The 20,746-nt window shown below is 54.1% G+C and carries 17 protein-coding genes and 1 pseudogene; 9 read left to right on the top strand and 9 right to left on the bottom strand.

From position 1 onward, the window contains the following. Window positions 1-34 precede the first annotated feature (34 nt). From thiC to WFN75_RS22065, 9 genes are all read left to right on the top strand, one after another. On the top strand, window positions 35-1,930 hold the full coding sequence (gene thiC / locus WFN75_RS22105; RefSeq protein WP_336996836.1) for a phosphomethylpyrimidine synthase ThiC: 1,896 nt from the start codon (window positions 35-37) through the stop codon (window positions 1,928-1,930). Continuing rightward, window positions 1,930-2,565 (top strand): thiamine phosphate synthase, encoded by a 636-nt coding sequence (thiE, locus tag WFN75_RS22100; protein WP_040077668.1) that lies wholly within the window; start codon window positions 1,930-1,932, stop codon window positions 2,563-2,565. The genes thiC and thiE overlap by 1 nt, the downstream gene beginning before the upstream one ends. Then, the gene (locus WFN75_RS22095; protein ID WP_336996835.1) at window positions 2,558-3,313 is read left to right on the top strand and encodes a HesA/MoeB/ThiF family protein; all 756 of its coding nucleotides are present in this window, start codon (window positions 2,558-2,560) and stop codon (window positions 3,311-3,313) included. The genes thiE and WFN75_RS22095 overlap by 8 nt, the downstream gene beginning before the upstream one ends. Further along, window positions 3,297-3,497, top strand: coding sequence for a sulfur carrier protein ThiS (thiS, locus tag WFN75_RS22090; protein WP_040077671.1), 201 nt, complete (start codon window positions 3,297-3,299; stop codon window positions 3,495-3,497). The genes WFN75_RS22095 and thiS overlap by 17 nt, the downstream gene beginning before the upstream one ends. After that, a complete protein-coding gene (thiG, locus tag WFN75_RS22085) occupies window positions 3,498-4,265 on the top strand; it encodes a thiazole synthase (RefSeq protein WP_336996834.1) in 768 nt (255 codons plus the stop codon). Next, on the top strand, window positions 4,265-5,398 hold the full coding sequence (gene thiH / locus WFN75_RS22080; protein ID WP_040077674.1) for a 2-iminoacetate synthase ThiH: 1,134 nt from the start codon (window positions 4,265-4,267) through the stop codon (window positions 5,396-5,398). The genes thiG and thiH overlap by 1 nt, the downstream gene beginning before the upstream one ends. A gap of 327 nt (window positions 5,399-5,725) precedes the next feature. Then, window positions 5,726-7,267: a sensor domain-containing diguanylate cyclase gene (locus tag WFN75_RS22075; protein WP_336996833.1), complete on the top strand. Its 1,542-nt coding sequence runs from the start codon at window positions 5,726-5,728 to the stop codon at window positions 7,265-7,267. A gap of 180 nt (window positions 7,268-7,447) precedes the next feature. Next, window positions 7,448-7,753 (top strand): PTS sugar transporter subunit IIB, encoded by a 306-nt coding sequence (locus WFN75_RS22070; protein ID WP_035890299.1) that lies wholly within the window; start codon window positions 7,448-7,450, stop codon window positions 7,751-7,753. A gap of 2 nt (window positions 7,754-7,755) precedes the next feature. Beyond that, window positions 7,756-8,073, top strand: a complete 318-nt coding sequence (locus tag WFN75_RS22065; protein WP_046887175.1) for a PTS lactose/cellobiose transporter subunit IIA — start codon at window positions 7,756-7,758, stop codon at window positions 8,071-8,073. A gap of 59 nt (window positions 8,074-8,132) precedes the next feature. On the opposite strand, the gene rpoC is transcribed toward WFN75_RS22065, so the two are convergent. From rpoC to tuf, 9 genes and pseudogenes are all read right to left on the bottom strand, one after another. Then, the gene (rpoC, locus tag WFN75_RS22060; protein ID WP_040077678.1) at window positions 8,133-12,356 is read right to left on the bottom strand and encodes a DNA-directed RNA polymerase subunit beta'; all 4,224 of its coding nucleotides are present in this window, start codon (window positions 12,354-12,356) and stop codon (window positions 8,133-8,135) included. A 76-nt stretch (window positions 12,357-12,432) separates the two neighbouring features. Beyond that, window positions 12,433-16,461 carry a DNA-directed RNA polymerase subunit beta gene (rpoB, locus tag WFN75_RS22055; RefSeq protein WP_040077679.1) on the bottom strand — a complete coding sequence of 1,343 codons (4,029 nt, stop codon included), beginning with the start codon at window positions 16,459-16,461 and terminating at the stop codon, window positions 12,433-12,435. 319 nt (window positions 16,462-16,780) lie between these two features. Further along, complete coding sequence (rplL, locus tag WFN75_RS22050) at window positions 16,781-17,146, bottom strand: 50S ribosomal protein L7/L12 (RefSeq protein ID WP_000028882.1); 366 nt, start codon at window positions 17,144-17,146, stop codon at window positions 16,781-16,783. A 66-nt stretch (window positions 17,147-17,212) separates the two neighbouring features. Then, window positions 17,213-17,710: a 50S ribosomal protein L10 gene (rplJ, locus tag WFN75_RS22045; RefSeq protein WP_001207203.1), complete on the bottom strand. Its 498-nt coding sequence runs from the start codon at window positions 17,708-17,710 to the stop codon at window positions 17,213-17,215. Between the two features lie 289 nt (window positions 17,711-17,999). Beyond that, on the bottom strand, window positions 18,000-18,704 hold the full coding sequence (gene rplA / locus WFN75_RS22040; RefSeq protein ID WP_040077680.1) for a 50S ribosomal protein L1: 705 nt from the start codon (window positions 18,702-18,704) through the stop codon (window positions 18,000-18,002). A gap of 3 nt (window positions 18,705-18,707) precedes the next feature. Further along, on the bottom strand, window positions 18,708-19,136 hold the full coding sequence (gene rplK / locus WFN75_RS22035) for a 50S ribosomal protein L11 (RefSeq protein ID WP_008503452.1): 429 nt from the start codon (window positions 19,134-19,136) through the stop codon (window positions 18,708-18,710). Window positions 19,137-19,276: 140 nt separating this feature from the next. Further along, on the bottom strand, window positions 19,277-19,822 hold the full coding sequence (gene nusG / locus WFN75_RS22030; RefSeq protein ID WP_003862341.1) for a transcription termination/antitermination protein NusG: 546 nt from the start codon (window positions 19,820-19,822) through the stop codon (window positions 19,277-19,279). 1 nt (window position 19,823) lies between these two features. Further along, complete coding sequence (gene secE, locus WFN75_RS22025) at window positions 19,824-20,207, bottom strand: preprotein translocase subunit SecE (protein ID WP_003862342.1); 384 nt, start codon at window positions 20,205-20,207, stop codon at window positions 19,824-19,826. Between the two features lie 229 nt (window positions 20,208-20,436). After that, window positions 20,437-20,746: pseudogene (tuf, locus tag WFN75_RS22020) on the bottom strand (elongation factor Tu); the annotation flags it as partial.

The raw sequence follows: 20,746 nt of genomic DNA, 5'->3' as shown, positions 1-20,746 counted from the left end.
TGACAAGCCATGTCCTTCACTTTTGGAATGAGCTATGTCTGCAACTAAACTGACCCGCCGCGAACAACGCGCACAAGCACAACACTTCATCGACACGCTGGAAGGCACCGCGTTTCCGAACTCTAAGCGTATTTACATCACCGGCTCGCAAGCCAATCTCCGCGTCCCGATGCGTGAAATTCAGCTTAGCCCAACGCTTATCGGTGGCAGCAAAGAAAATCCGCAGTTCGAGGAAAACGAGGCCGTACCGGTGTATGACACCTCCGGCCCGTACGGCGATACCGATATTGCCATCGACGTACAGAAGGGACTGGCAAAGCTGCGCCAGCCATGGATTGAGGCGCGTAACGACAGCGAAGCGCTGACTGTTCGCAGTTCACATTACACCAACGAGCGTCTGGCCGACGACGGTCTGGATGAACTGCGCTTCACTGGCCTGCTGACGCCCAAACGAGCCAGGCCAGGCAAATGTGTCACCCAGCTGCACTATGCGCGCCAGGGCATCGTCACGCCAGAGATGGAGTTCATTGCCATTCGCGAAAACATGGGTCGTGAGCGCATTCGCAGTGAAGTCCTGCGCCACCAGCATCCGGGCGAAGGTTTTGGTGCGCATCTGCCGGAGAACATCACCCCCGAATTCGTGCGTGACGAAGTGGCGGCGGGCCGGGCGATTATCCCGGCCAACATTAACCATCCGGAATCTGAGCCGATGATTATCGGCCGCAACTTCCTGGTGAAGGTTAATGCCAACATCGGTAACTCTGCGGTCACCTCTTCCATCGAAGAAGAGGTAGAGAAACTGGTCTGGTCTACGCGCTGGGGTGCAGATACGGTGATGGATCTCTCAACTGGCCGCTATATTCACGAAACCCGCGAGTGGATCCTGCGTAACAGTCCGGTGCCGATTGGTACTGTCCCGATTTATCAGGCGCTGGAAAAGGTGAACGGCATTGCCGAAGACCTTACCTGGGAAGCGTTCCGCGACACCCTGCTGGAGCAGGCCGAACAGGGCGTGGATTACTTCACCATTCACGCTGGCGTGCTGCTGCGCTACGTACCGATGACCGCCAAACGCCTCACCGGCATCGTCTCGCGCGGCGGCTCCATCATGGCCAAGTGGTGCCTCTCCCATCATCAGGAAAACTTCCTCTACGAACACTTCCGCGAAATCTGCGAAATCTGCGCGGCGTACGATGTTTCGCTGTCGCTGGGCGACGGTTTGCGCCCTGGCTCCATTCGCGATGCCAACGACGAAGCGCAGTTCGCCGAGCTGCACACCCTGGGCGAACTGACCAAAATCGCCTGGGAGTATGACGTGCAGGTGATGATTGAAGGCCCGGGTCACGTGCCGATGCAGATGATCCGCCGCAACATGACCGAAGAACTGGAGCACTGCCACGAAGCGCCGTTCTATACCTTAGGGCCGCTGACCACCGATATTGCACCGGGTTACGACCACTTCACCTCAGGCATTGGCGCAGCGATGATTGGCTGGTTCGGCTGCGCGATGCTCTGCTACGTCACACCGAAAGAGCACCTTGGTTTACCCAACAAAGAGGATGTGAAACAGGGGCTGATTACCTACAAAATTGCCGCTCACGCCGCGGACCTGGCGAAAGGCCATCCGGGCGCGCAGATCCGCGATAACGCGATGTCGAAGGCGCGCTTCGAGTTCCGCTGGGAAGACCAGTTCAACCTCGCGCTCGACCCTTTCACCGCCCGCGCTTATCACGACGAAACTCTGCCGCAGGAGTCGGGCAAAGTGGCGCACTTCTGCTCCATGTGTGGCCCGAAATTCTGCTCAATGAAAATCAGTCAGGAGGTGCGTGACTACGCGGCCGCGCAGACCATCGAAGTGGGGATGGCAGACATGTCAGACACCTTCCGCGCCAAAGGCGGCGAAATCTACCTCAAAAAAGAGGAGGCATAATGTACCAGCCCGATTTCCCAACGGTGCCCTACCGGCTAGGGCTTTATCCGGTGGTCGATAGCCTTGAGTGGATTGAGCGCCTGCTGGATGCTGGGGTTCGCACCCTTCAGCTGCGGATTAAAGATAAGCGCGATGACGAGGTAGAGGCCGATGTGGTGGCCGCCATTGCGCTCGGGCGGCGTTATGATGCCCGCCTGTTTATCAATGACTACTGGCGGCTGGCGATAAAGCATCAGGCTTATGGTGTGCACCTGGGCCAGGAAGATCTGGAAACCACCGATCTGAATGCCATTCGCCACGCGGGGCTGCGTCTGGGCGTCTCTACGCACGATGATATGGAGATCGACGTAGCGCTGGCCGCCCGCCCCTCTTACATCGCACTGGGCCACGTCTTCCCCACACAAACCAAACAGATGCCCTCAGCACCGCAGGGACTGACCCAGTTGGCTCGCCATATTGCCCGCCTGGGGGACTACCCCACCGTAGCCATCGGCGGTATTAGCCTCGAGCGCGCCCCGGCGGTGCTGGAGACTGGCGTAGGCAGTATCGCGGTCGTAAGCGCCATCACCCAGGCTGCAGACTGGCAAGCCGCCACCGCACAGCTTCTGAAGCTGGCAGGAGTGGGCGATGAATGATCGCGACTTTATGCGCTATAGCCGCCAGATATTACTGGAGGATATCGCCATTGATGGGCAGCAAAAGCTGCTTGCCAGCCGGGTACTGATTGTCGGTCTGGGCGGGTTAGGTGCGCCAGCGGCCCTTTACCTGGCGGGAGCCGGGGTCGGCACGCTGGTGCTTGCCGATGATGACGAGGTGCATCTCAGCAATCTGCAGCGGCAAATCCTTTTTACCCCTGACGATCTCAACCAGCCCAAGGCAGAGATAACCCGTCAACGGCTCCATCAGTTGAACCCAAATATCGAATTGATCGCGCGCCAGGCGCGGCTAAGCGGACAGAGCCTGCAGCATGAAGTCGCCCTGGCCGACGTGGTGCTCGACTGTACCGACAACATGTCCACCCGCCAGGCAATCAATGCTGCCTGCGTGTCGCTCGATACGCCGTTAATCACCGCCAGTGCCGTCGGCTTTGGTGGGCAGATGATGGTACTCACGCCACCCTGGGCGCAGGGATGTTATCGCTGCCTGTGGCCGGACGATGCCGAGCCTGAACGCAACTGCCGCACGGCTGGTGTGCTTGGCCCGGTCGTGGGGGTAATGGGTACGCTGCAGGCGCTGGAAGCCATCAAACTGCTTTGCGGAATCAACACCGGACATAACGCGCTACGCCTGTTCGATGCGCGTGCCGGCAGCTGGCGGCAGTTGGCCTTGCAGCGCGCCAAGGGCTGCACCGTCTGTGGAGGGCAACATGCGCATTCAGTTTAATGATGAGCCGATGCAGTGCGTAGAGGGGTTAACGGTTGCCGCCCTGCTAGACCAGCTGCGTCAGCTTAAGCCGGGCGTGGCCCTGGCACTTAATCAACAGATCCTGCCGCGCGAGCGGTGGGAACATCAGCAGGTGAGCGAAGGCGATCACATCCTGCTTTTTCAGGTCATCGCAGGAGGCTGAATGTTACGTATTGCTGATAGAACCTTTGAATCACATCTGTTTACCGGAACCGGAAAATTTGCCTCGTCCCAGCTGATGGTGGAGGCTATCCGCGAAAGCGGCAGCCAGCTCGTTACGCTGGCGATGAAACGCGTGGATCTGCGTAACCACAGCGACGCAATCCTCGCCCCGCTGCTGGAGGCCGGGGTGACGCTATTGCCCAATACCTCCGGTGCCAAGACCGCCGAAGAGGCCGTCTTTGCCGCGCAGCTGGCGCGTGAAGCGCTGGGCACAAGCTGGCTCAAGCTGGAGATCCATCCGGATGCCCGCTGGTTGTTACCCGATCCTGTCGAAACGCTAAAAGCCGCAGAGATGCTGGTAAAACAAGGATTTACCGTGCTGCCTTACTGCGGCGCGGACCCGGTGCTCTGTAAACGGCTGGAAGAGGCGGGCTGTGCGGCAGTCATGCCGCTGGGGGCGCCGATTGGCTCGAACCAGGGGCTGGAGACCCGCGCGATGCTGGAGATCATCATCGAGCAAGCCACCGTACCGGTGGTGGTAGATGCCGGCATCGGCGTCCCAAGCCATGCCGCCCAGGCGCTGGAGATGGGTGCCGATGCGGTACTGGTCAATACGGCGATTGCCGTTGCCGACGACCCGGTGCTGATGGCCCGCGCCTTCCGCCTGGCGGTAGAAGCAGGCCTGCTGGCTCGTCAGTCTGGCCCCGGTTCACGCAGTATGCTGGCGCAGGCCACCAGCCCGCTCACCGGCTTTCTGGAGGCGCGGTGATGAAGACCTTTACCGATCGCTGGCGCCAGCTCGACTGGGATGATATTCGCCTGCGTATTCACAGCAAAACCGCTGCCGACGTCCAGCGGGCATTAGCGGCACGTCATCCCGGCCGTGAAGAGATGATGGCCCTGCTCTCCCCGGCGGCCGATGCTTATCTGGAACCCATGGCGCAGCGGGCGCAGCGCCTGACCCGGCAGCGTTTTGGCAATACGGTCAGCTTTTACGTGCCCCTCTATCTCTCGAACTTGTGTGCTAACGACTGCACTTATTGCGGTTTTTCAATGAGTAACCGAATCAAGCGCAAAACACTGGATGCGCAGGAGATTGCCCGGGAATGTGCCGCGATTCGTGAGATGGGGTTTGAACATCTGCTGCTGGTAACGGGCGAACATCAATCGAAGGTGGGCATGGACTATTTTCGCCGCCATTTCCCGGACATTCGCCGCCAGTTCTCCTCCTTACAGATGGAGATCCAGCCGCTCTCACAGGAGGAGTACGCAGAGCTTAAAACCCTCGGCCTGGACGGGGTGCTGGTTTATCAGGAGACGTACCACGAGAAGGTCTATGCCCAACACCATCTTAAAGGGAAAAAACAGGACTTCTTCTGGCGGCTGGAGACTCCGGATCGCCTTGGTCGCGCCGGAATCGACAAGATTGGCCTGGGATCGCTAACAGGTCTTTCCGACAGCTGGCGAGTGGACTGCTATATGGTGGCGGAGCATCTGCTGTGGCTACAACAGCATTACTGGCAAAGCCGCTACTCCATCTCCTTTCCGCGCCTGCGCCCCTGTGCCGGGGGGATCCAGCCCGCCTCCATTATGGATGAACGCCAGCTGGTGCAGACCATCTGCGCCTTTCGCCTGCTGGCGCCTGACGTTGAGCTGTCACTCTCTACGCGTGAATCGCCGGCATTTCGCGATCGCGTCGTCCCGCTGGCCATTAACAACGTGAGCGCCTTTTCAAAAACCCAGCCAGGCGGATACGCTGACGATCATCCGGAGCTGGAGCAATTCGCGCCGCACGATGGGCGCCGTCCGGAAGAGGTGGCGGCGGCCCTGTCAGGGCAAGGGTTGCAGCCGGTCTGGAAGGATTGGGATAGCTGGCTGGGGCGCGCTTCGCAATCTCGCTGAAACGCACTGTAAAAGTATGAAATGGTGTCGAGACTGCTCGACATCCTCACAACGGGCCGTTGTTTACAAAGGTCCGTTTTTTTATCTTCACTGCGTCAATAATCCTTATTGACCAGGGCGAATACTTTCTTCCTCTTTCGCCCTGCCTTCTCTTAGTCATTCACGGCGCACGCTGAAATCTTCAAATAAATTTGAATTAATAAGCCAGGTCTTAAGCCAAATCATCCTCGTTTTAATTAACGGCAGTATACTTATCAACCACAGGCCGGGCGAAACCATAACGCCAGGGTTTCTACATTTTATTTATTCTGGAATGATTTATTACTGATGGCGCTTCAAAACAGAAAGCTTTCTTTTACAACTCCCATTATGGTGAGCTTTGCGGGCATCCTGCTCAGTTTTGTACTGATCGCGGTGTTTATTATAGGGACTCAGCGTAAAGATTTTCTGGACGACTATCATCAGATTAACCGTAACTTCACCCATAACCTGGCGGTGAATTACACGGAATCTATCCTGCGAGAAAATGATTACATCCTGGGGCGAGCGGCTACGTTTTTCTCGCGTAATGAGCAACTTGAGAAGATGGTCACCGGCGATCCGACGCAGGGTTTGCAACTGCTGATGCATTTGCAAAATCTGATGCCCAGTGTCTCGTCCATCTCCCTGGCCGATGTCCAGGGCCACCATTTGAGAGCCCCGGCCATCATTGCTGATAAAACGAGCGAGACCTTCGATGCCCGCACCCGCCCGTGGTTTATGGCACAGGCTGAATCCAGCACCTTTAGCCGCTATACCCGCCCGTATAAAGACTTCTTCACCCATCATCCCACAGTCACCCTCTTCAAACCGGTGATCTCACCGGAAGGCAGGCTGAAAGGTACGCTCGCCTTCCACCTCGACCTGGCATCCATGGGCTTTACTCTGCGCCAGATGGTCTCTCCGGTGCAGGGGGAGTTTTTTGTCGTGGAACGAGACGGGAAAGTGATCCTGCATCCGGACACCGGTGTGCTCTTCAAATCCTACGTTAGCGAAAAGCTAATGGATCAGATGACCAGCGGCGAGGGACATATTTACGATGAATCCACTCACGCCTGGTATTATTACTACTCGTTTACGAATCCCGACTGGTTCGTTATTTATCGGGTCTCCAGTGCGGCGCTCGATGCCCTGATCCGTCATGAAACCAACATTGTGGCCTGGGGGCTTGCCCTTGCGGCTATTACTATTTTGCTCTTTGGCCTGTACCTGCGTCATGCCTCGCGAAGCGTGCTGATGAATATCATCAACGCCATTAAAACCGGTGACGTGAAGCAGGCCCCGCGCCTGGAGGCAATGCTGAGCAAAGCCATAGAGAGTAATAAGGAGCGGGAGCTCTCCTGGGTGCGACAAGCCACCATTGATGCGCTGACCGGTTGTAAAAATCGACGCGCCTTCGATACCGATATTTCCGCCCTGATAAACGATCACCATCCGTTCTCCATGGCGTTAATTGATATTGATAACTTCAAAACTATTAACGATACCTGGGGGCACCTCACCGGCGATATCGTGCTACGTAATGTGGCCCGGGAAGGTATTCAGATTATGCAGCCCCATGGCGTGTCGGTTTATCGCTACGGTGGTGAAGAGTTTGCCGTACTCTTCCCGATACAGCAGAGTGATGCCGCGAACGTTTTGCTGGAAAACTGGCGCGTACGGGTTGCCGAACGCAACTGGCGTGAAGAGGGACTCAGCGTGACCTTTAGCGCCGGGCTGGGCGAGTGGCACCAGGAGCCGCAGGCACAGTTTGTGGGTAGCGTGGATGAAGCACTCTACAAAGCCAAACAGTCGGGTAAAAACCGCATCATTCGCACACCTTCCGTCTGACCACTATCCTCATAAGATGCCCGTTTTAACGGGCATTTGCCCTCCTTTGTAAAATTTGTAACCGGTTTCAGAAAATTGCCCGTTTCTTTGTGATGCCAGACACACAATCGCGGTAAAGCGGTTGTTGAAGCAGACGGCACGGGATAATTATCAATAAACACATGTAGATCGAGGCTGACTATGAAGAACATCGTTTTATGCTGTGCAGCGGGAATGTCGACCAGCATGCTGGTTCAACGCATGAAAGACGCCGCGCAGAAAAAAGGGGTCGAAGTAAGCATTAAAGCCGTGCCGGTTGCTGAGTTTAAAGATGAGATCGCTACCGCTGACATCGTATTACTGGGGCCACAGGTTAAATACGAGCAAGCAAAACTGCAGGCCCAGGCCGAGCCGCTGGGTAAAAAAGTCGCGGTGATCGACATGATGGATTACGGCATGATGAAAGGTGATGTCGTGCTGGAAAAAGCGCTGAAACTACTGGAGTAATCATGGAAGATTTAGAAACCACGATCATGGAACTGCTGGTTAATGCGGGCGCGGCGCGCAGTGCGGCTTTAACGGCATTGCAAATGGCGCGTAAAGGCGATTTTGACGACGCAGAAAAAGCAATGGAAGAGTCACGCGAATACGTGAAACATGCTCACGTTATTCAGACCCAGCTTATTGGGCTGGATGAAGGAACAGGCAAACTGCCGGTCAACCTGATTACCGTTCACTCCCAGGATCATCTGATGAACGCGATGGTTATTCAGGATCTGGCGGGCGATATGATCGAACTTTATCGGCGCATTCCGTTAGTCAAATAACCCCTTCCAGATATAAAAAAAACCCGCCGAAGCGGGTTTTTTATTAGCTGAAGGCACGATTACTCGTTGTCGGAACCGCCCAGACCCGCGTTCAGCAGCTCTGCCAGGCTTGCAGAAGCATCTTCTGCAGTCACCTGTGGTGCAGCTGGCAGTTCGCCCGCTGCGCGACGGCGCATACGATCCTGGTGGTACGCATAACCGGTACCAGCCGGGATCAGACGACCCACGATAACGTTCTCTTTCAGACCGCGCAGTTCGTCGCGTTTGCCCGCAACGGCTGCTTCGGTAAGCACACGAGTGGTCTCCTGGAACGATGCCGCGGAGATGAAGGACTCGGTTGCCAGAGACGCTTTGGTGATACCCAGCAGGTCACGTGCGAAGGTCGCACTGTTTTTGCCGTTCGCTTCCAGATCGCGGTTTGCAATCTTAACGCGAGAGTATTCAACCTGCTCACCTTCGAGGAACTCGGAGCTGCCCGCGTTCACGATGGTGGCTTTACGCAGCATCTGACGAACGATAACTTCGATGTGCTTATCGTTGATCTTAACGCCCTGCAGACGGTAAACGTCCTGTACTTCGTTGGTGATGTAACGCGTTACCGCGTGTACGCCACGAAGACGCAGAATGTCGTGCGGTGCTTCTGGACCATCGGAAACCACGTCACCACGTTCTACACGTTCACCTTCAAACACGTTGAGCTGACGCCATTTCGGAATCATCTCTTCGTACGGTTCGCTGCCATCCAGCGGCGTGATCACCAGGCGGCGTTTACCTTTGGTCTCTTTACCGAAGGAGATAATACCGCTGATTTCCGCCAGGATTGCCGGCTCTTTCGGACGACGTGCTTCGAACAGGTCCGCAACGCGTGGCAGACCACCGGTGATGTCCTTGGTACCGCCGGATTCCTGAGGAATACGCGCCAGGGTGTCACCAGAGCTGATCTGTACGCCATCTTCCAGCTGAACGATCGCTTTACCTGGCAGGAAGTACTGAGCCGGCATATCCGTGCCCGGGATCAGAACATCGTTACCGTTGGCATCAACGATTTTCAGTGCTGGACGCAGATCTTTACCGCCTGCGGTACGTTCTGCAGAATCCAGAACAACCAGCGAGGAGAGACCGGTCAGTTCGTCGGTCTGACGCGTAATGGTCTGGCCGTCGATCATGTCGGTGAAGCGGATGAAACCAGCCACTTCGGTGATAACCGGCATGGTGTGTGGATCCCAGTTTGCTACGGTTTCGCCGCCAGCAACCTGCTCGCCATCACCTTTAGCCATAACAGCACCGTAAGGTACTTTATAGCTCTCTTTGGTACGACCGAATTCGTCGATCAGCTTCAGCTCGGTGTTACGTGAGGTGACAACCAGCTTGCCTGAAGAGTTAACAACAGACTTCGCATTGCTGAGCTTGATGCTACCTTTGTTTTTCACCTGAATGCTGGATTCAGCAGCCGCACGAGATGCCGCACCACCGATGTGGAACGTACGCATCGTCAGCTGTGTACCTGGCTCACCGATGGACTGTGCCGCGATAACACCGATTGCTTCACCTTTGTTGATGATGTGGCCACGCGCCAGGTCACGACCATAGCAGTGTGCACATACACCAAAGTCGGTGTCACAGGATACAACGGAACGCACTTTCACGGAGTCGACAGAGTTCGCTTCCAGCAGGTCACACCAGTGCTCGTGCAGCAGCGTGTTGCGTGGAACCAGAATGTCTGCGGTACCCGGCTTCAGAATGTCTTCCGCGGTAACACGACCCAGTACGCGATCGCGCAGTGGCTCTTTAACATCACCACCCTCGATAACCGGGGTCATGGTGATACCTTCGAGGGTGCCACAATCGTCTTCGGTAACAACCAGGTCCTGCGCAACGTCAACCAGACGACGCGTCAGATAACCGGAGTTAGCGGTTTTCAGTGCGGTATCCGCCAGACCTTTACGCGCACCGTGCGTGGAGATGAAGTACTGGAGTACGTTCAGACCTTCACGGAAGTTCGCGGTGATTGGCGTTTCGATGATGGAGCCATCTGGCTTCGCCATCAGACCACGCATACCTGCCAGCTGACGAATCTGCGCCGCAGAACCACGCGCACCGGAGTCGGCCATCATGTAGATGCTGTTGAAGGAGACCTGCTGCTCTTCGACGCCGTCACGGTTAATCACGGTTTCGGTCTGCAGGTTGTCCATCATCGCCTTGGATACACGATCGTTCGCCGCAGCCCAGATATCGATAACTTTGTTATAGCGTTCGCCTGCGGTTACCAGACCAGACTGGAACTGCTCCTGGATTTCGGCAACTTCAGCTTCTGCTTCGCTGATGATCTCGTATTTCTTCTCTGGGATCACCATGTCATCGATACCAACAGATGCACCTGAACGCGCTGCATAAGCAAAGCCGGTGTACATCGTCTGGTCAGCGAAGATAACGGTCGGTTTCAGGCCCAGAATGCGGTAACAGGTGTTCAGCATTTTGGAGATTGCTTTCTTGCCCAGCGCCTGGTTGACGATGGAGAAAGGCAGACCTTTCGGTACGATCATCCACAGAATCGCACGACCCACGGTCGTGTCTTTCAGGCTGGTGGTCGCAACGAATTCGCCGTTAGCATCTTTTTCGTATTCAGTGATACGCACTTTAACGCGCGCATGCAGAGAGGCCAGGCCAGCGCGGTAAATACGCTCAGCTTCTTTCGGGCCAGTCAGCACCATGCCTTCGCCTTTGGCGTTAACACAGTCACGGGTCATGTAGTACAGACCCAGTACAACGTCCTGAGAAGGAACGATGATTGGCTCACCGTTCGCTGGAGACAGGATGTTGTTGGTAGACATCATCAGCGCACGCGCTTCCAGCTGGGCTTCCAGCGTCAGCGGTACGTGAACAGCCATCTGGTCACCATCGAAGTCGGCGTTATAAGCCGCACAAACCAGCGGGTGCAGCTGAATAGCTTTACCTTCGATCAGTACTGGCTCAAAGGCCTGGATACCCAGACGGTGCAGAGTTGGTGCACGGTTCAGCAGGACCGGGTGTTCGCGGATAACTTCGTCCAGGATATCCCAAACGACAGCTTCTTCGCGCTCAACCATTTTCTTAGCGGCTTTGATGGTGGTGGCCAGGCCACGCAGCTCCAGCTTGCCGTAGATGAACGGTTTGAACAGCTCCAGCGCCATTTTTTTCGGCAGACCGCACTGATGCAGACGCAGGTATGGACCTACGGTGATTACAGAACGACCGGAGTAGTCAACACGCTTACCGAGCAGGTTCTGACGGAAACGACCCTGCTTACCTTTGATCATGTCGGCCAAAGATTTCAGAGGACGCTTGTTAGAACCGGTGATCGCACGACCGCGACGACCGTTATCCAGCAGGGCGTCGACCGCTTCCTGCAGCATACGTTTTTCGTTGCGTACGATGATGTCCGGCGCAGCCAGATCCAGCAGACGTTTCAGACGGTTGTTACGGTTGATAACGCGACGATACAGATCGTTCAGATCGGACGTTGCGAAACGACCACCATCCAGCGGAACCAGCGGACGCAGATCTGGCGGCAGAACCGGCAGAACGGTCAGGATCATCCACTCTGGTTTGTTACCAGACTGAACGAACGCTTCCAGCAGCTTGATACGCTTGGTCAGCTTTTTACGCTTGGTTTCGGAGTTGGTTTCGTTCAGCTCTTCACGCAGCTGCTCGCACTCTTGCTCCAGATCCATGCTCTTCAGCAGGGCCTGGATAGCTTCCGCACCCATCTTCGCGTCGAATTCGTCACCGAACTCTTCCAGCGCGTCCAGATACTGTTCTTCGGTCAGAATCTGGTTACGTTCCAGGTTCGTCATCCCGCCTTCGATCACAACATAAGATTCGAAGTACAGAACACGTTCGATATCGCGCAGCGGCATATCCAGCAGCAAACCGATACGGGACGGCAGAGATTTCAGGAACCAGATGTGCGCAGTTGGAGACGCCAGCTCGATGTGGCCCATACGCTCACGGCGTACTTTAGTCTGGGTCACTTCAACGCCGCACTTCTCACAGATCACACCACGGTGTTTCAGGCGCTTGTACTTACCGCACAGGCACTCGTAATCTTTTACTGGCCCAAAGATACGGGCGCAGAAAAGGCCGTCACGCTCTGGTTTGAACGTACGGTAGTTGATGGTTTCCGGCTTTTTAACTTCACCGAAAGACCATGAACGGATCATGTCTGGCGAAGCCAGAGCAATTTTGATCGCATCAAACTCTTCGGTTTTAGTCTGCGCTTTCAGAAACTTTAATAAATCTTTCACGGATTTGCTCCCGTCGGAGTTAGCACAATCTGGTGTCGGGGATTAACCCGACACCAGTGACCTGTTTGAGCGAGAATTACTCGTCTTCCAGTTCGATGTTGATACCCAGCGAACGAATCTCTTTCAACAGTACGTTGAAGGATTCTGGCATGCCTGGTTCCATCTGATGGTTGCCGTCCACGATGTTTTTATACATCTTGGTACGACCGTTTACGTCATCAGACTTAACGGTAAGCATTTCCTGCAGGGTGTATGCTGCGCCGTATGCTTCAAGCGCCCACACTTCCATCTCACCGAAGCGCTGACCACCGAACTGCGCCTTACCACCCAGCGGCTGCTGAGTAACCAGGCTGTAAGAACCGGTAGAACGCGCGTGCATCTTGTCGTCAACCAGGTGGTTCAGTTTCAGCATGTACATGTAGCCAACGGTTACCGGACGCTCAAACTGCTCGCCAGTACGACCGTCGAACAGTGTGATCTGACCGGAAGTCGGCAGGCCACCCAGCTGTAACAGTTCCTTGATTTCAGACTCTTTCGCACCATCGAAGACCGGCGTCGCGATTGGCATACCCTTACGCAGGTTTTCAGCCAGACGCAGCACTTCTTCATCGCTGAAGGTGTTCAGGTCAACTTTCTGGCGAACGTCAGTGCCCAGATCGTACGCACGCTGGATGAATTCGCGCAGTTTCGCGACTTCTTCCTGCTGCTTCAGCATGGCGTTGATTTTCTCGCCGATACCTTTCGCAGCCATACCCAGGTGAGTTTCGAGGATCTGACCAATGTTCATACGAGACGGTACGCCCAGCGGGTTCAGTACGATATCTACCGGCGTACCGTTAGCATCGTGCGGCATATCTTCGATCGGGTTGATCTTAGAGATAACACCCTTGTTACCGTGACGACCTGCCATTTTATCACCAGGCTGGATCTGACGTTTAACGGCCAGATAAACCTTAACAATCTTCAGCACGCCCGGTGCCAGATCGTCGCCCTGAGTGATTTTACGGCGCTTCGCTTCGAGTTTTTTCTCGAACTCGTGTTTTAGCTCGTCGTACTGCTCAGCCAGCTGTTCCAGCTGATTCTGTTTCTCTTCGTCGGTCAGGCCCAGTTCCAGCCAGCGATCGCGTGGCAGCTTGTCGAGCTTCTCAGCTTCAACACCACCGGCAACCAGCACCGCATAAATACGGCTGAACAGACCCGCTTCGAGGATCTGCAGTTCTTCAGACAGGTCTTTCTTAGCCTGTTTGAGCTGCATCTCTTCGATTTCCAGCGCACGTTTATCTTTCTCAACGCCGTCACGGGTGAAGACCTGAACGTCGATAACTGTACCGGAAACACCGTTTGGTACGCGCAGAGAAGAGTCTTTAACGTCAGACGCTTTCTCACCGAAGATTGCACGCAGCAGTTTCTCTTCTGGCGTCAGCTGGGTTTCACCTTTCGGCGTCACTTTACCTACCAGAATATCGCCGCCGGTCACTTCCGCACCGATGTAAACGATACCGGATTCATCCAGTTTGGAGAGCGCTGCTTCACCCACGTTCGGGATGTCGGCAGTGATCTCTTCCGGCCCCAGCTTGGTGTCACGGGACACACATGCCAGTTCCTGAATGTGAATCGTGGTGAAACGATCTTCCTGAACCACACGCTCGGAAACGAGGATGGAGTCTTCGAAGTTGTAACCGTTCCACGGCATGAACGCTACGCGCATGTTCTGACCGAGCGCCAGTTCACCGAGGTCGGTGGACGGACCGTCTGCCAGCACGTCGCCGCGCTCAACCGGCTCACCCAGAGAGACACATGGCATCTGGTTGATGCAGGTGTTCTGGTTAGAACGGGTGTACTTCGTCAGGTTATAGATGTCGATACCTGCTTCGCCCGGGTACATCTCGTCTTCGTTAACTTTGATAACGATACGGGAGGCATCCACGTACTGAACCAGACCGCCACGTTTAGCAACCGCAGTTACACCGGAGTCAACGGCAACAGCACGTTCCATACCGGTACCAACCAGCGGCTTATCAGCACGCAGAGTTGGAACGGCCTGACGCTGCATGTTCGCACCCATCAATGCACGGTTGGCGTCATCGTGTTCCAGGAACGGGATCAGGGACGCACCGACGGATACCACCTGCTGGGTGGAAACGTCCATGTAGTCAACCTGGTCACGGCTGAACAGGCTGGATTCGCCTTTGCTACGACAGGTAACCAGATCTTCTACAAAGTGGCCTTCGTCATCCAGGTTGGAGTTCGCCTGAGCGATAACGTAGTTGCCTTCTTCGATAGCAGACAGGTAATGAATTTCGTCGGTTACAACACCGTCAGTCACTTTACGATACGGGGTCTCGAGGAAACCGTATTCGTTAGTCTGTGCGTACACGGACAGGGAGTTAATCAGACCGATGTTTGGACCTTCAGGCGTTTCGATTGGACATACGCGACCATAGTGAGTCGGGTGTACGTCTCGAACTTCAAAGCCTGCGCGTTCACGGGTCAGACCGCCTGGGCCGAGTGCAGAGATACGACGCTTGTGCGTAATCTCAGACAGCGGGTTGTTCTGGTCCATAAACTGAGACAGCTGGCTGGAACCGAAGAACTCTTTCACTGCGGCAGAGATTGGCTTAGCGTTGATCATATCCTGAGGCATCAGGGTATCCAGATCGCCCAGAGACAGACGCTCTTTAACCGCACGCTCAACACGTACCAGGCCAACACGGAACTGGTTTTCCGCCATTTCGCCTACGGAACGGATACGACGGTTGCCGAGGTGGTCGATATCATCCACTTCGCCTTTACCGTTACGGATATCGATGAGCTTCTTCATCACTTCGATGATGTCTTCTTTGCTCAGGATACCGGAACCTTCGATCGTGTCACGCAGCAGAGAACGGTTGAACTTCATACGACCAACCGCGGACAGATCGTAGCGGTCTTCGGAGAAGAACAGGTTCTCGAACAGGCTTTCAGCCGCTTCGCGAGTCGGTGGCTCACCCGGGCGCATCATGCGGTAGATTTCTACCAGTGCGCTCAGACGATCGTTAGTTGGGTCGACACGTACTGTCTCAGAGATGTACGGACCGTGGTCCAGATCGTTGGTGAACAGCGTTTCGATACGCTTGTGACCAGACTGGCTCAGCTTCGCCAGCAGATCCAGGCTCAGCTCCATGTTCGCCGGGCAGATCAGCTCGCCAGTCGATTCGTCAACGTAATCTTTTGCCGCGACTTTGCCAGCGATGTATTCAACCGGTACTTCGATGTGTTTGATTTCATCTTTTTCCAGCTGACGGATGTGGCGCGCGGTGATGCGGCGGCCTTTTTCCACGTACACTTTGCCGTCGGCCTCGATGTCGAACGATGCGGTATCACCACGCAGACGCTCAGGCACCAGCTCCATTTGCAGCTTGTTGTCGCGAATTTCAAAGACCACTTTCTCAAAGAACAGGTCCAGGATCTGTTCAGTGGTGTATTGCAGCGCACGCAGAATGATGGTCGCAGGCAGTTTACGACGACGGTCGATACGGACAAACAGGTTGTCTTTAGGATCGAACTCGAAGTCCAGCCAGGAACCACGGTAAGGGATGATGCGCGCGTTATACAGTACTTTACCGGAAGAGTGTGTTTTACCTTTATCGCTGTCGAAGAAGACGCCCGGGCTACGGTGCAGCTGGGAAACGATAACACGCTCAGTACCGTTGATAACGAAAGTACCGTTGTCTGTCATGAGTGGAATTTCACCCATGTAGACTTCTTGTTCTTTAATGTCTTTTACGGTGCCTTCCGGCGCTTCGCGCTCGTAGATCACCAGACGCAGTTTTACGCGCAGCGGTGCAGAGTAGGTCACGCCACGGATCTGACATTCCTGAACGTCAAACACCGGTTCGCCAAGGCGATAGCTGACATACTGCAGCTCGGAATTACCGCTGTAGCTCTGAATCGGGAACACGGAACGGAAGGCGGCTTCCAGACCGTACTGCCCTTCAGGATCTTGCTCGATAAACTTCTGGAACGAGTCAAGCTGGATAGAAAGGAGATATGGAATGTCCAGAACTTGTGGACGTTTACCAAAATCCTTACGAATACGTTTTTTCTCGGTATAGGAGTAAACCATAGGGTTCCTCAGCTCGCTGACAAGTCGACCCATCTGTCCGACGGAGGGACAGTTTGTGCAACACCATTTTGTGGACCGGAAAATTGAATACTTTCCGCAATACCTGTTGCTATCACGCTTAAATCATTTCGTCGCGATTTACACAGAGCGAGCACTCTGTCGCAATATATTAAGTCGTCGATAGAAACAAGCATTGTCAGGCAAACCAGCAGTCAAACAGTGTGAAATGCTACTGGCGCCTTACAGCGCAAAAAGGCTGGTGACTAAAAAGTCACCAGCCATCAGCCTAATTACTCAGGCTGCAACCGGAAGGGTTGGCTTATTTAACTTCAACTTCAGCGCCAGCTTCTTCCAGAGATTTTTTCAGTGCTTCTGCGTCGTCTTTGCTCACGCCTTCTTTCAGCGCAGCTGGAGCAGATTCTACCAGGTCTTTAGCTTCTTTCAGACCCAGGCCAGTTGCGCCACGTACTGCTTTGATAACAGCAACTTTGTTAGCGCCAGCAGCTTTCAGAATTACGTCGAATTCAGTTTTTTCTTCAGCAGCTTCAGCCGGGCCAGCAGCTACAGCTACAGCAGCAGCAGCGGAAACACCGAATTTTTCTTCCATTGCAGAAATCAGTTCTACAACGTCCATTACGGACATAGCGGATACTGCTTCAATGATTTGATCTTTAGTGATAGACATTTAAATTGTTCCTGAAAATCAGAATAAGTTTATACGTAAGCAAATGCTTTATAAAGATAACTGCGATTAAGCAGCTTCTTTTGCATCGCGAACAGCAGCCAGAGTGCGAACCAGTTTGCCAGCCGAAGCTTCTTTCATGGTTGCCATCAGGCGTGCAATTGCTTCTTCGTAGGTCGGCAGGGTTGCCAGGCGATCGATTTGCGATGCCGGGATCAACTCACCTTCAAAGGCTGCAGCTTTAACCTCGAATTTTGCATTCGCTTTCGCGAACTCTTTGAACAGACGAGCGGCAGCGCCCGGGTGTTCCATAGAGTATGCAATCAAGGTTGGACCAACAAACGTGTCTTTCAGGCACTCGAACTGAGTACCTTCAACTACGCGGCGCAGCAGGGTGTTACGAACAACACGCATGTAAACGCCAGCTTCACGACCTGCTTTACGCAGTTCAGTCATTTTATCTACAGTAACGCCACGGGAATCCGCAACTACTGCAGACAGCGCGCCTTTGGCTACTTCGCTGACTTCAGCAACAATCGCTTGTTTGTCTTGAAGATTTAAAGCCATTAGCTTTGCTCCTGGATGTTTGCCAGGGCTCATGCCCTGGAACTCACTTCACTCTCCCAAACGGAAAGAGCGTCTTAATACGGTGAGCAGAAACAAGCCAGAGTATCCAAAAATAATCTTAGCGTTCTGTCACCGTCTACGCAGGGGATTAAGTCTCTTGCGAAACACCTGCGGTCTTCGACGGAGGCCTGGATAGGCCAGGCTCCAACGAACAATTCGGTTACCTGCTAACCATAGTTAGCAAACGTGGGCGAAGATTGTAGACAAAATCACCGCCCACGTAAAGGTATTAGTTTGCAGCAGCGCTCAGACCAGACTGGTCAACTGCAACACCTGCACCCATGGTGGTGGAGATGCTAACTTTCTTGATGTACACGCCTTTCGCCTGAGTTGGTTTTGCTTTTTTCAGCGCAACCAGCAGAGATTCCAGGTTTTCTTTCAGTTTGTCAGCGTCAAAGTCCACTTTACCGATGGTGGTGTGGATGATGCCGTTTTTGTCGTTACGATAACGAACCTGACCTGCTTTAGCGTTCTTAACCGCTTCAGCAACGTTAGGAGTTACAGTACCAACTTTCGGGTTTGGCATCAGGCCGCGTGGACCCAGAACCTGGCCCAGCTGGCCAACAACGCGCATTGCATCCGGGGAAGCAATAACAACGTCAAAGTTCATTTCGCCTTTCTTGATCTGATCAGCCAGATCTTCCATACCTACCAGTTCAGCGCCGGCAGCTTTAGCAGCTTCAGCGTTTGCACCCTGAGCAAATACAGCTACGCGAACGGAACGGCCAGTACCGTGTGGCAGTACAGTTGCGCCACGAACGTTCTGATCGGATTTACGAGCGTCGATGCCCAGGTTAACGGCAACGTCAACGCTTTCAACGAACTTAGCGGTAGCCAGTTCTTTCAGCAGAGCGATAGCTTCGTTGATGTCGTACTGTTTGGTCGCATCAACTTTGTCACGGATCACGGACATGCGCTTGGTCAGTTTAGCCATTTCTTAGTCCTCCACTACCAGGCCCATGGAACGTGCAGTACCTTCAATGGAGCGAGTCATCGCTTCAATGTCGGCGCCAGTCATGTCGGCAGCTTTGGTCTGCGCGATTTCCTGCAGCTGAGCGCGGGAAATTTTACCCACTTTGTCTTTGTTCGGCTTACCGGAACCAGACTTGATGCCCGCTGCTTTCTTCAGCAGAACTGCTGCTGGAGGGGTTTTGGTAACGAAAGTGAAAGAACGGTCAGCGTATACAGTGATAACAACTGGGATTGGCAGACCTTTTTCCAGGGATTCAGTTTTTGCGTTGAACGCTTTACAGAATTCCATGATGTTCACACCCTGCTGACCCAGAGCTGGACCAACTGGTGGACTTGGGTTCGCCATACCAGCTGCAACCTGCAGCTTGACGTAGGCTTGTACTTTCTTAGCCATTCTAAAATCCTCTGATTGGGTAATAACGCCTCAAGGAGGCTCCCCGTGAATAAAAATCGTCTTACGGGCAAGGCCCATAAAAACAAAAGGCGCGAAATTGTATTCCAATCTCGCGCCTGGTGCAACGATTAGATCGCTGCTTAGGCTTTTTCTACCTGAGCGAAGTCCAGTTCTACCGGGGTCGCACGACCAAAGATAGAAACAGAAACTTTCAGGCGGGACTTCTCGTAGTCCACTTCTTCGACCACGCCATTAAAGTCAGCAAACGGACCGTCATTAACACGAACCATTTCACCCGGTTCAAACAGCGTTTTCGGACGCGGCTTATCACCCACCTGCTGCAGGCGGTTCATAATCGCATCAACTTCTTTGTCGCTGATTGGCGCCGGACGGTCAGACGTGCCGCCGATAAAGCCCATTACGCGCGGTACGCTGCGCACTAAGTGCCAGCTTGCGTCGTTCATCACCATCTGAACAAGCACGTAACCCGGGAAGAATTTGCGCTCACTTTTGCGACGCTGGCCGCCACGGATCTCAACCACTTCTTCGGTTGGAACCATAACTTCGCCAAACAACTCTTCCATATTGTGTAATTTGATATGCTCACGCAGCGACGTTGCTACGCGGCCTTCAAAACCGGAAAACGCCTGAACGACGTACCAGCGCTTTTTAGGGGCTTCAGACATCTCAGAACCTCAGGCCAGTGATAAAGGATACCAGGCGAACCAGAATACCATCCAGTCCCCACAGGATCAGTGACATTACCGCGGTAACCGCAGCCACAATTAACGTGGTGTGCAGAGTTTCCTGGCGAGTCGGCCAAATGACCTTACGGACTTCGGTTCTCGCTTCGCGGGCAAAAGCGACGGTCGCTTTACCTTTGGTCGTCAACAGCGCGACACCACCCGCTGCAGCAATCAGAATAACCACTGCCAGCGCGCGTAGCGGCAGCATCATGTCACGATAAAGATAATTGCCTACGATAGCCACAATCAGCAGTACGGCAACAACTACCCACTTCATCGCTTCCAGGCCGCGCCCGCTCCCTTGAGCTTCGGTATTCGCACTCATAAACCAACCTGTCAGAAGAATTCTACAAACATTTTCACCCCGCGAGCGCGAGGCGAACCTAACCGAAATGCTCTATATGAGTTTCGGACTTACGCCCTCTACAGAGCCTGTCTCAGCAATGATTATGACAAATAAAATCACTGATGAGCCAGGTTCTGGTTCGAAAGCGTGCAAAAAGGGCATCAAATGATGCCCTTTCTTTGCGCATTGCGTCAAATGTTATCAGCAATTAACCGAGAACTTTAGCAACCACGCCCGCGCCAACGGTACGACCGCCTTCACGGATTGCGAAACGCAGACCGTCGTCCATCGCGATTGGGTGGATCAGAGTCACAACCATCTTGATGTTGTCGCCTGGCATTACCATCTCAACGCCTTCTGGCAGTTCGATGGTACCGGTCACGTCAGTTGTACGGAAGTAGAACTGTGGACGGTAGCCTTTGAAGAACGGAGTATGACGGCCGCCTTCGTCTTTGGACAGGATGTACACTTCAGATTCGAACTTGGTGTGTGGCTTGATGGAGCCTGGCTTCGCCAGA

Source organism: Leclercia sp. UBA7405, assembly GCF_037152215.1.
Taxonomy (GTDB): Bacteria; Pseudomonadota; Gammaproteobacteria; order Enterobacterales; family Enterobacteriaceae; genus Enterobacter; species Enterobacter pneumoniae.
This window is presented reverse-complemented; position numbering and strand designations above follow the sequence as displayed.

Coding starts and splice junctions, on each gene's coding strand:
- thiC (WP_336996836.1), top strand. CDS start 35: ATGTCTGCAACTAAACTGACCCGCCGCGAACAACGCGCACAAGCACAA.
- thiE (WP_040077668.1), top strand. CDS start 1,930: ATGTACCAGCCCGATTTCCCAACGGTGCCCTACCGGCTAGGGCTTTAT.
- WFN75_RS22095 (WP_336996835.1), top strand. CDS start 2,558: ATGAATGATCGCGACTTTATGCGCTATAGCCGCCAGATATTACTGGAG.
- thiS (WP_040077671.1), top strand. CDS start 3,297: ATGCGCATTCAGTTTAATGATGAGCCGATGCAGTGCGTAGAGGGGTTA.
- thiG (WP_336996834.1), top strand. CDS start 3,498: ATGTTACGTATTGCTGATAGAACCTTTGAATCACATCTGTTTACCGGA.
- thiH (WP_040077674.1), top strand. CDS start 4,265: ATGAAGACCTTTACCGATCGCTGGCGCCAGCTCGACTGGGATGATATT.
- WFN75_RS22075 (WP_336996833.1), top strand. CDS start 5,726: ATGGCGCTTCAAAACAGAAAGCTTTCTTTTACAACTCCCATTATGGTG.
- WFN75_RS22070 (WP_035890299.1), top strand. CDS start 7,448: ATGAAGAACATCGTTTTATGCTGTGCAGCGGGAATGTCGACCAGCATG.
- WFN75_RS22065 (WP_046887175.1), top strand. CDS start 7,756: ATGGAAGATTTAGAAACCACGATCATGGAACTGCTGGTTAATGCGGGC.
- rpoB (WP_040077679.1), bottom strand. CDS start 16,461: ATGGTTTACTCCTATACCGAGAAAAAACGTATTCGTAAGGATTTTGGT.
- rplL (WP_000028882.1), bottom strand. CDS start 17,146: ATGTCTATCACTAAAGATCAAATCATTGAAGCAGTATCCGCTATGTCC.
- rplJ (WP_001207203.1), bottom strand. CDS start 17,710: ATGGCTTTAAATCTTCAAGACAAACAAGCGATTGTTGCTGAAGTCAGC.
- rplA (WP_040077680.1), bottom strand. CDS start 18,704: ATGGCTAAACTGACCAAGCGCATGTCCGTGATCCGTGACAAAGTTGAT.
- rplK (WP_008503452.1), bottom strand. CDS start 19,136: ATGGCTAAGAAAGTACAAGCCTACGTCAAGCTGCAGGTTGCAGCTGGT.
- nusG (WP_003862341.1), bottom strand. CDS start 19,822: ATGTCTGAAGCCCCTAAAAAGCGCTGGTACGTCGTTCAGGCGTTTTCC.
- secE (WP_003862342.1), bottom strand. CDS start 20,207: ATGAGTGCGAATACCGAAGCTCAAGGGAGCGGGCGCGGCCTGGAAGCG.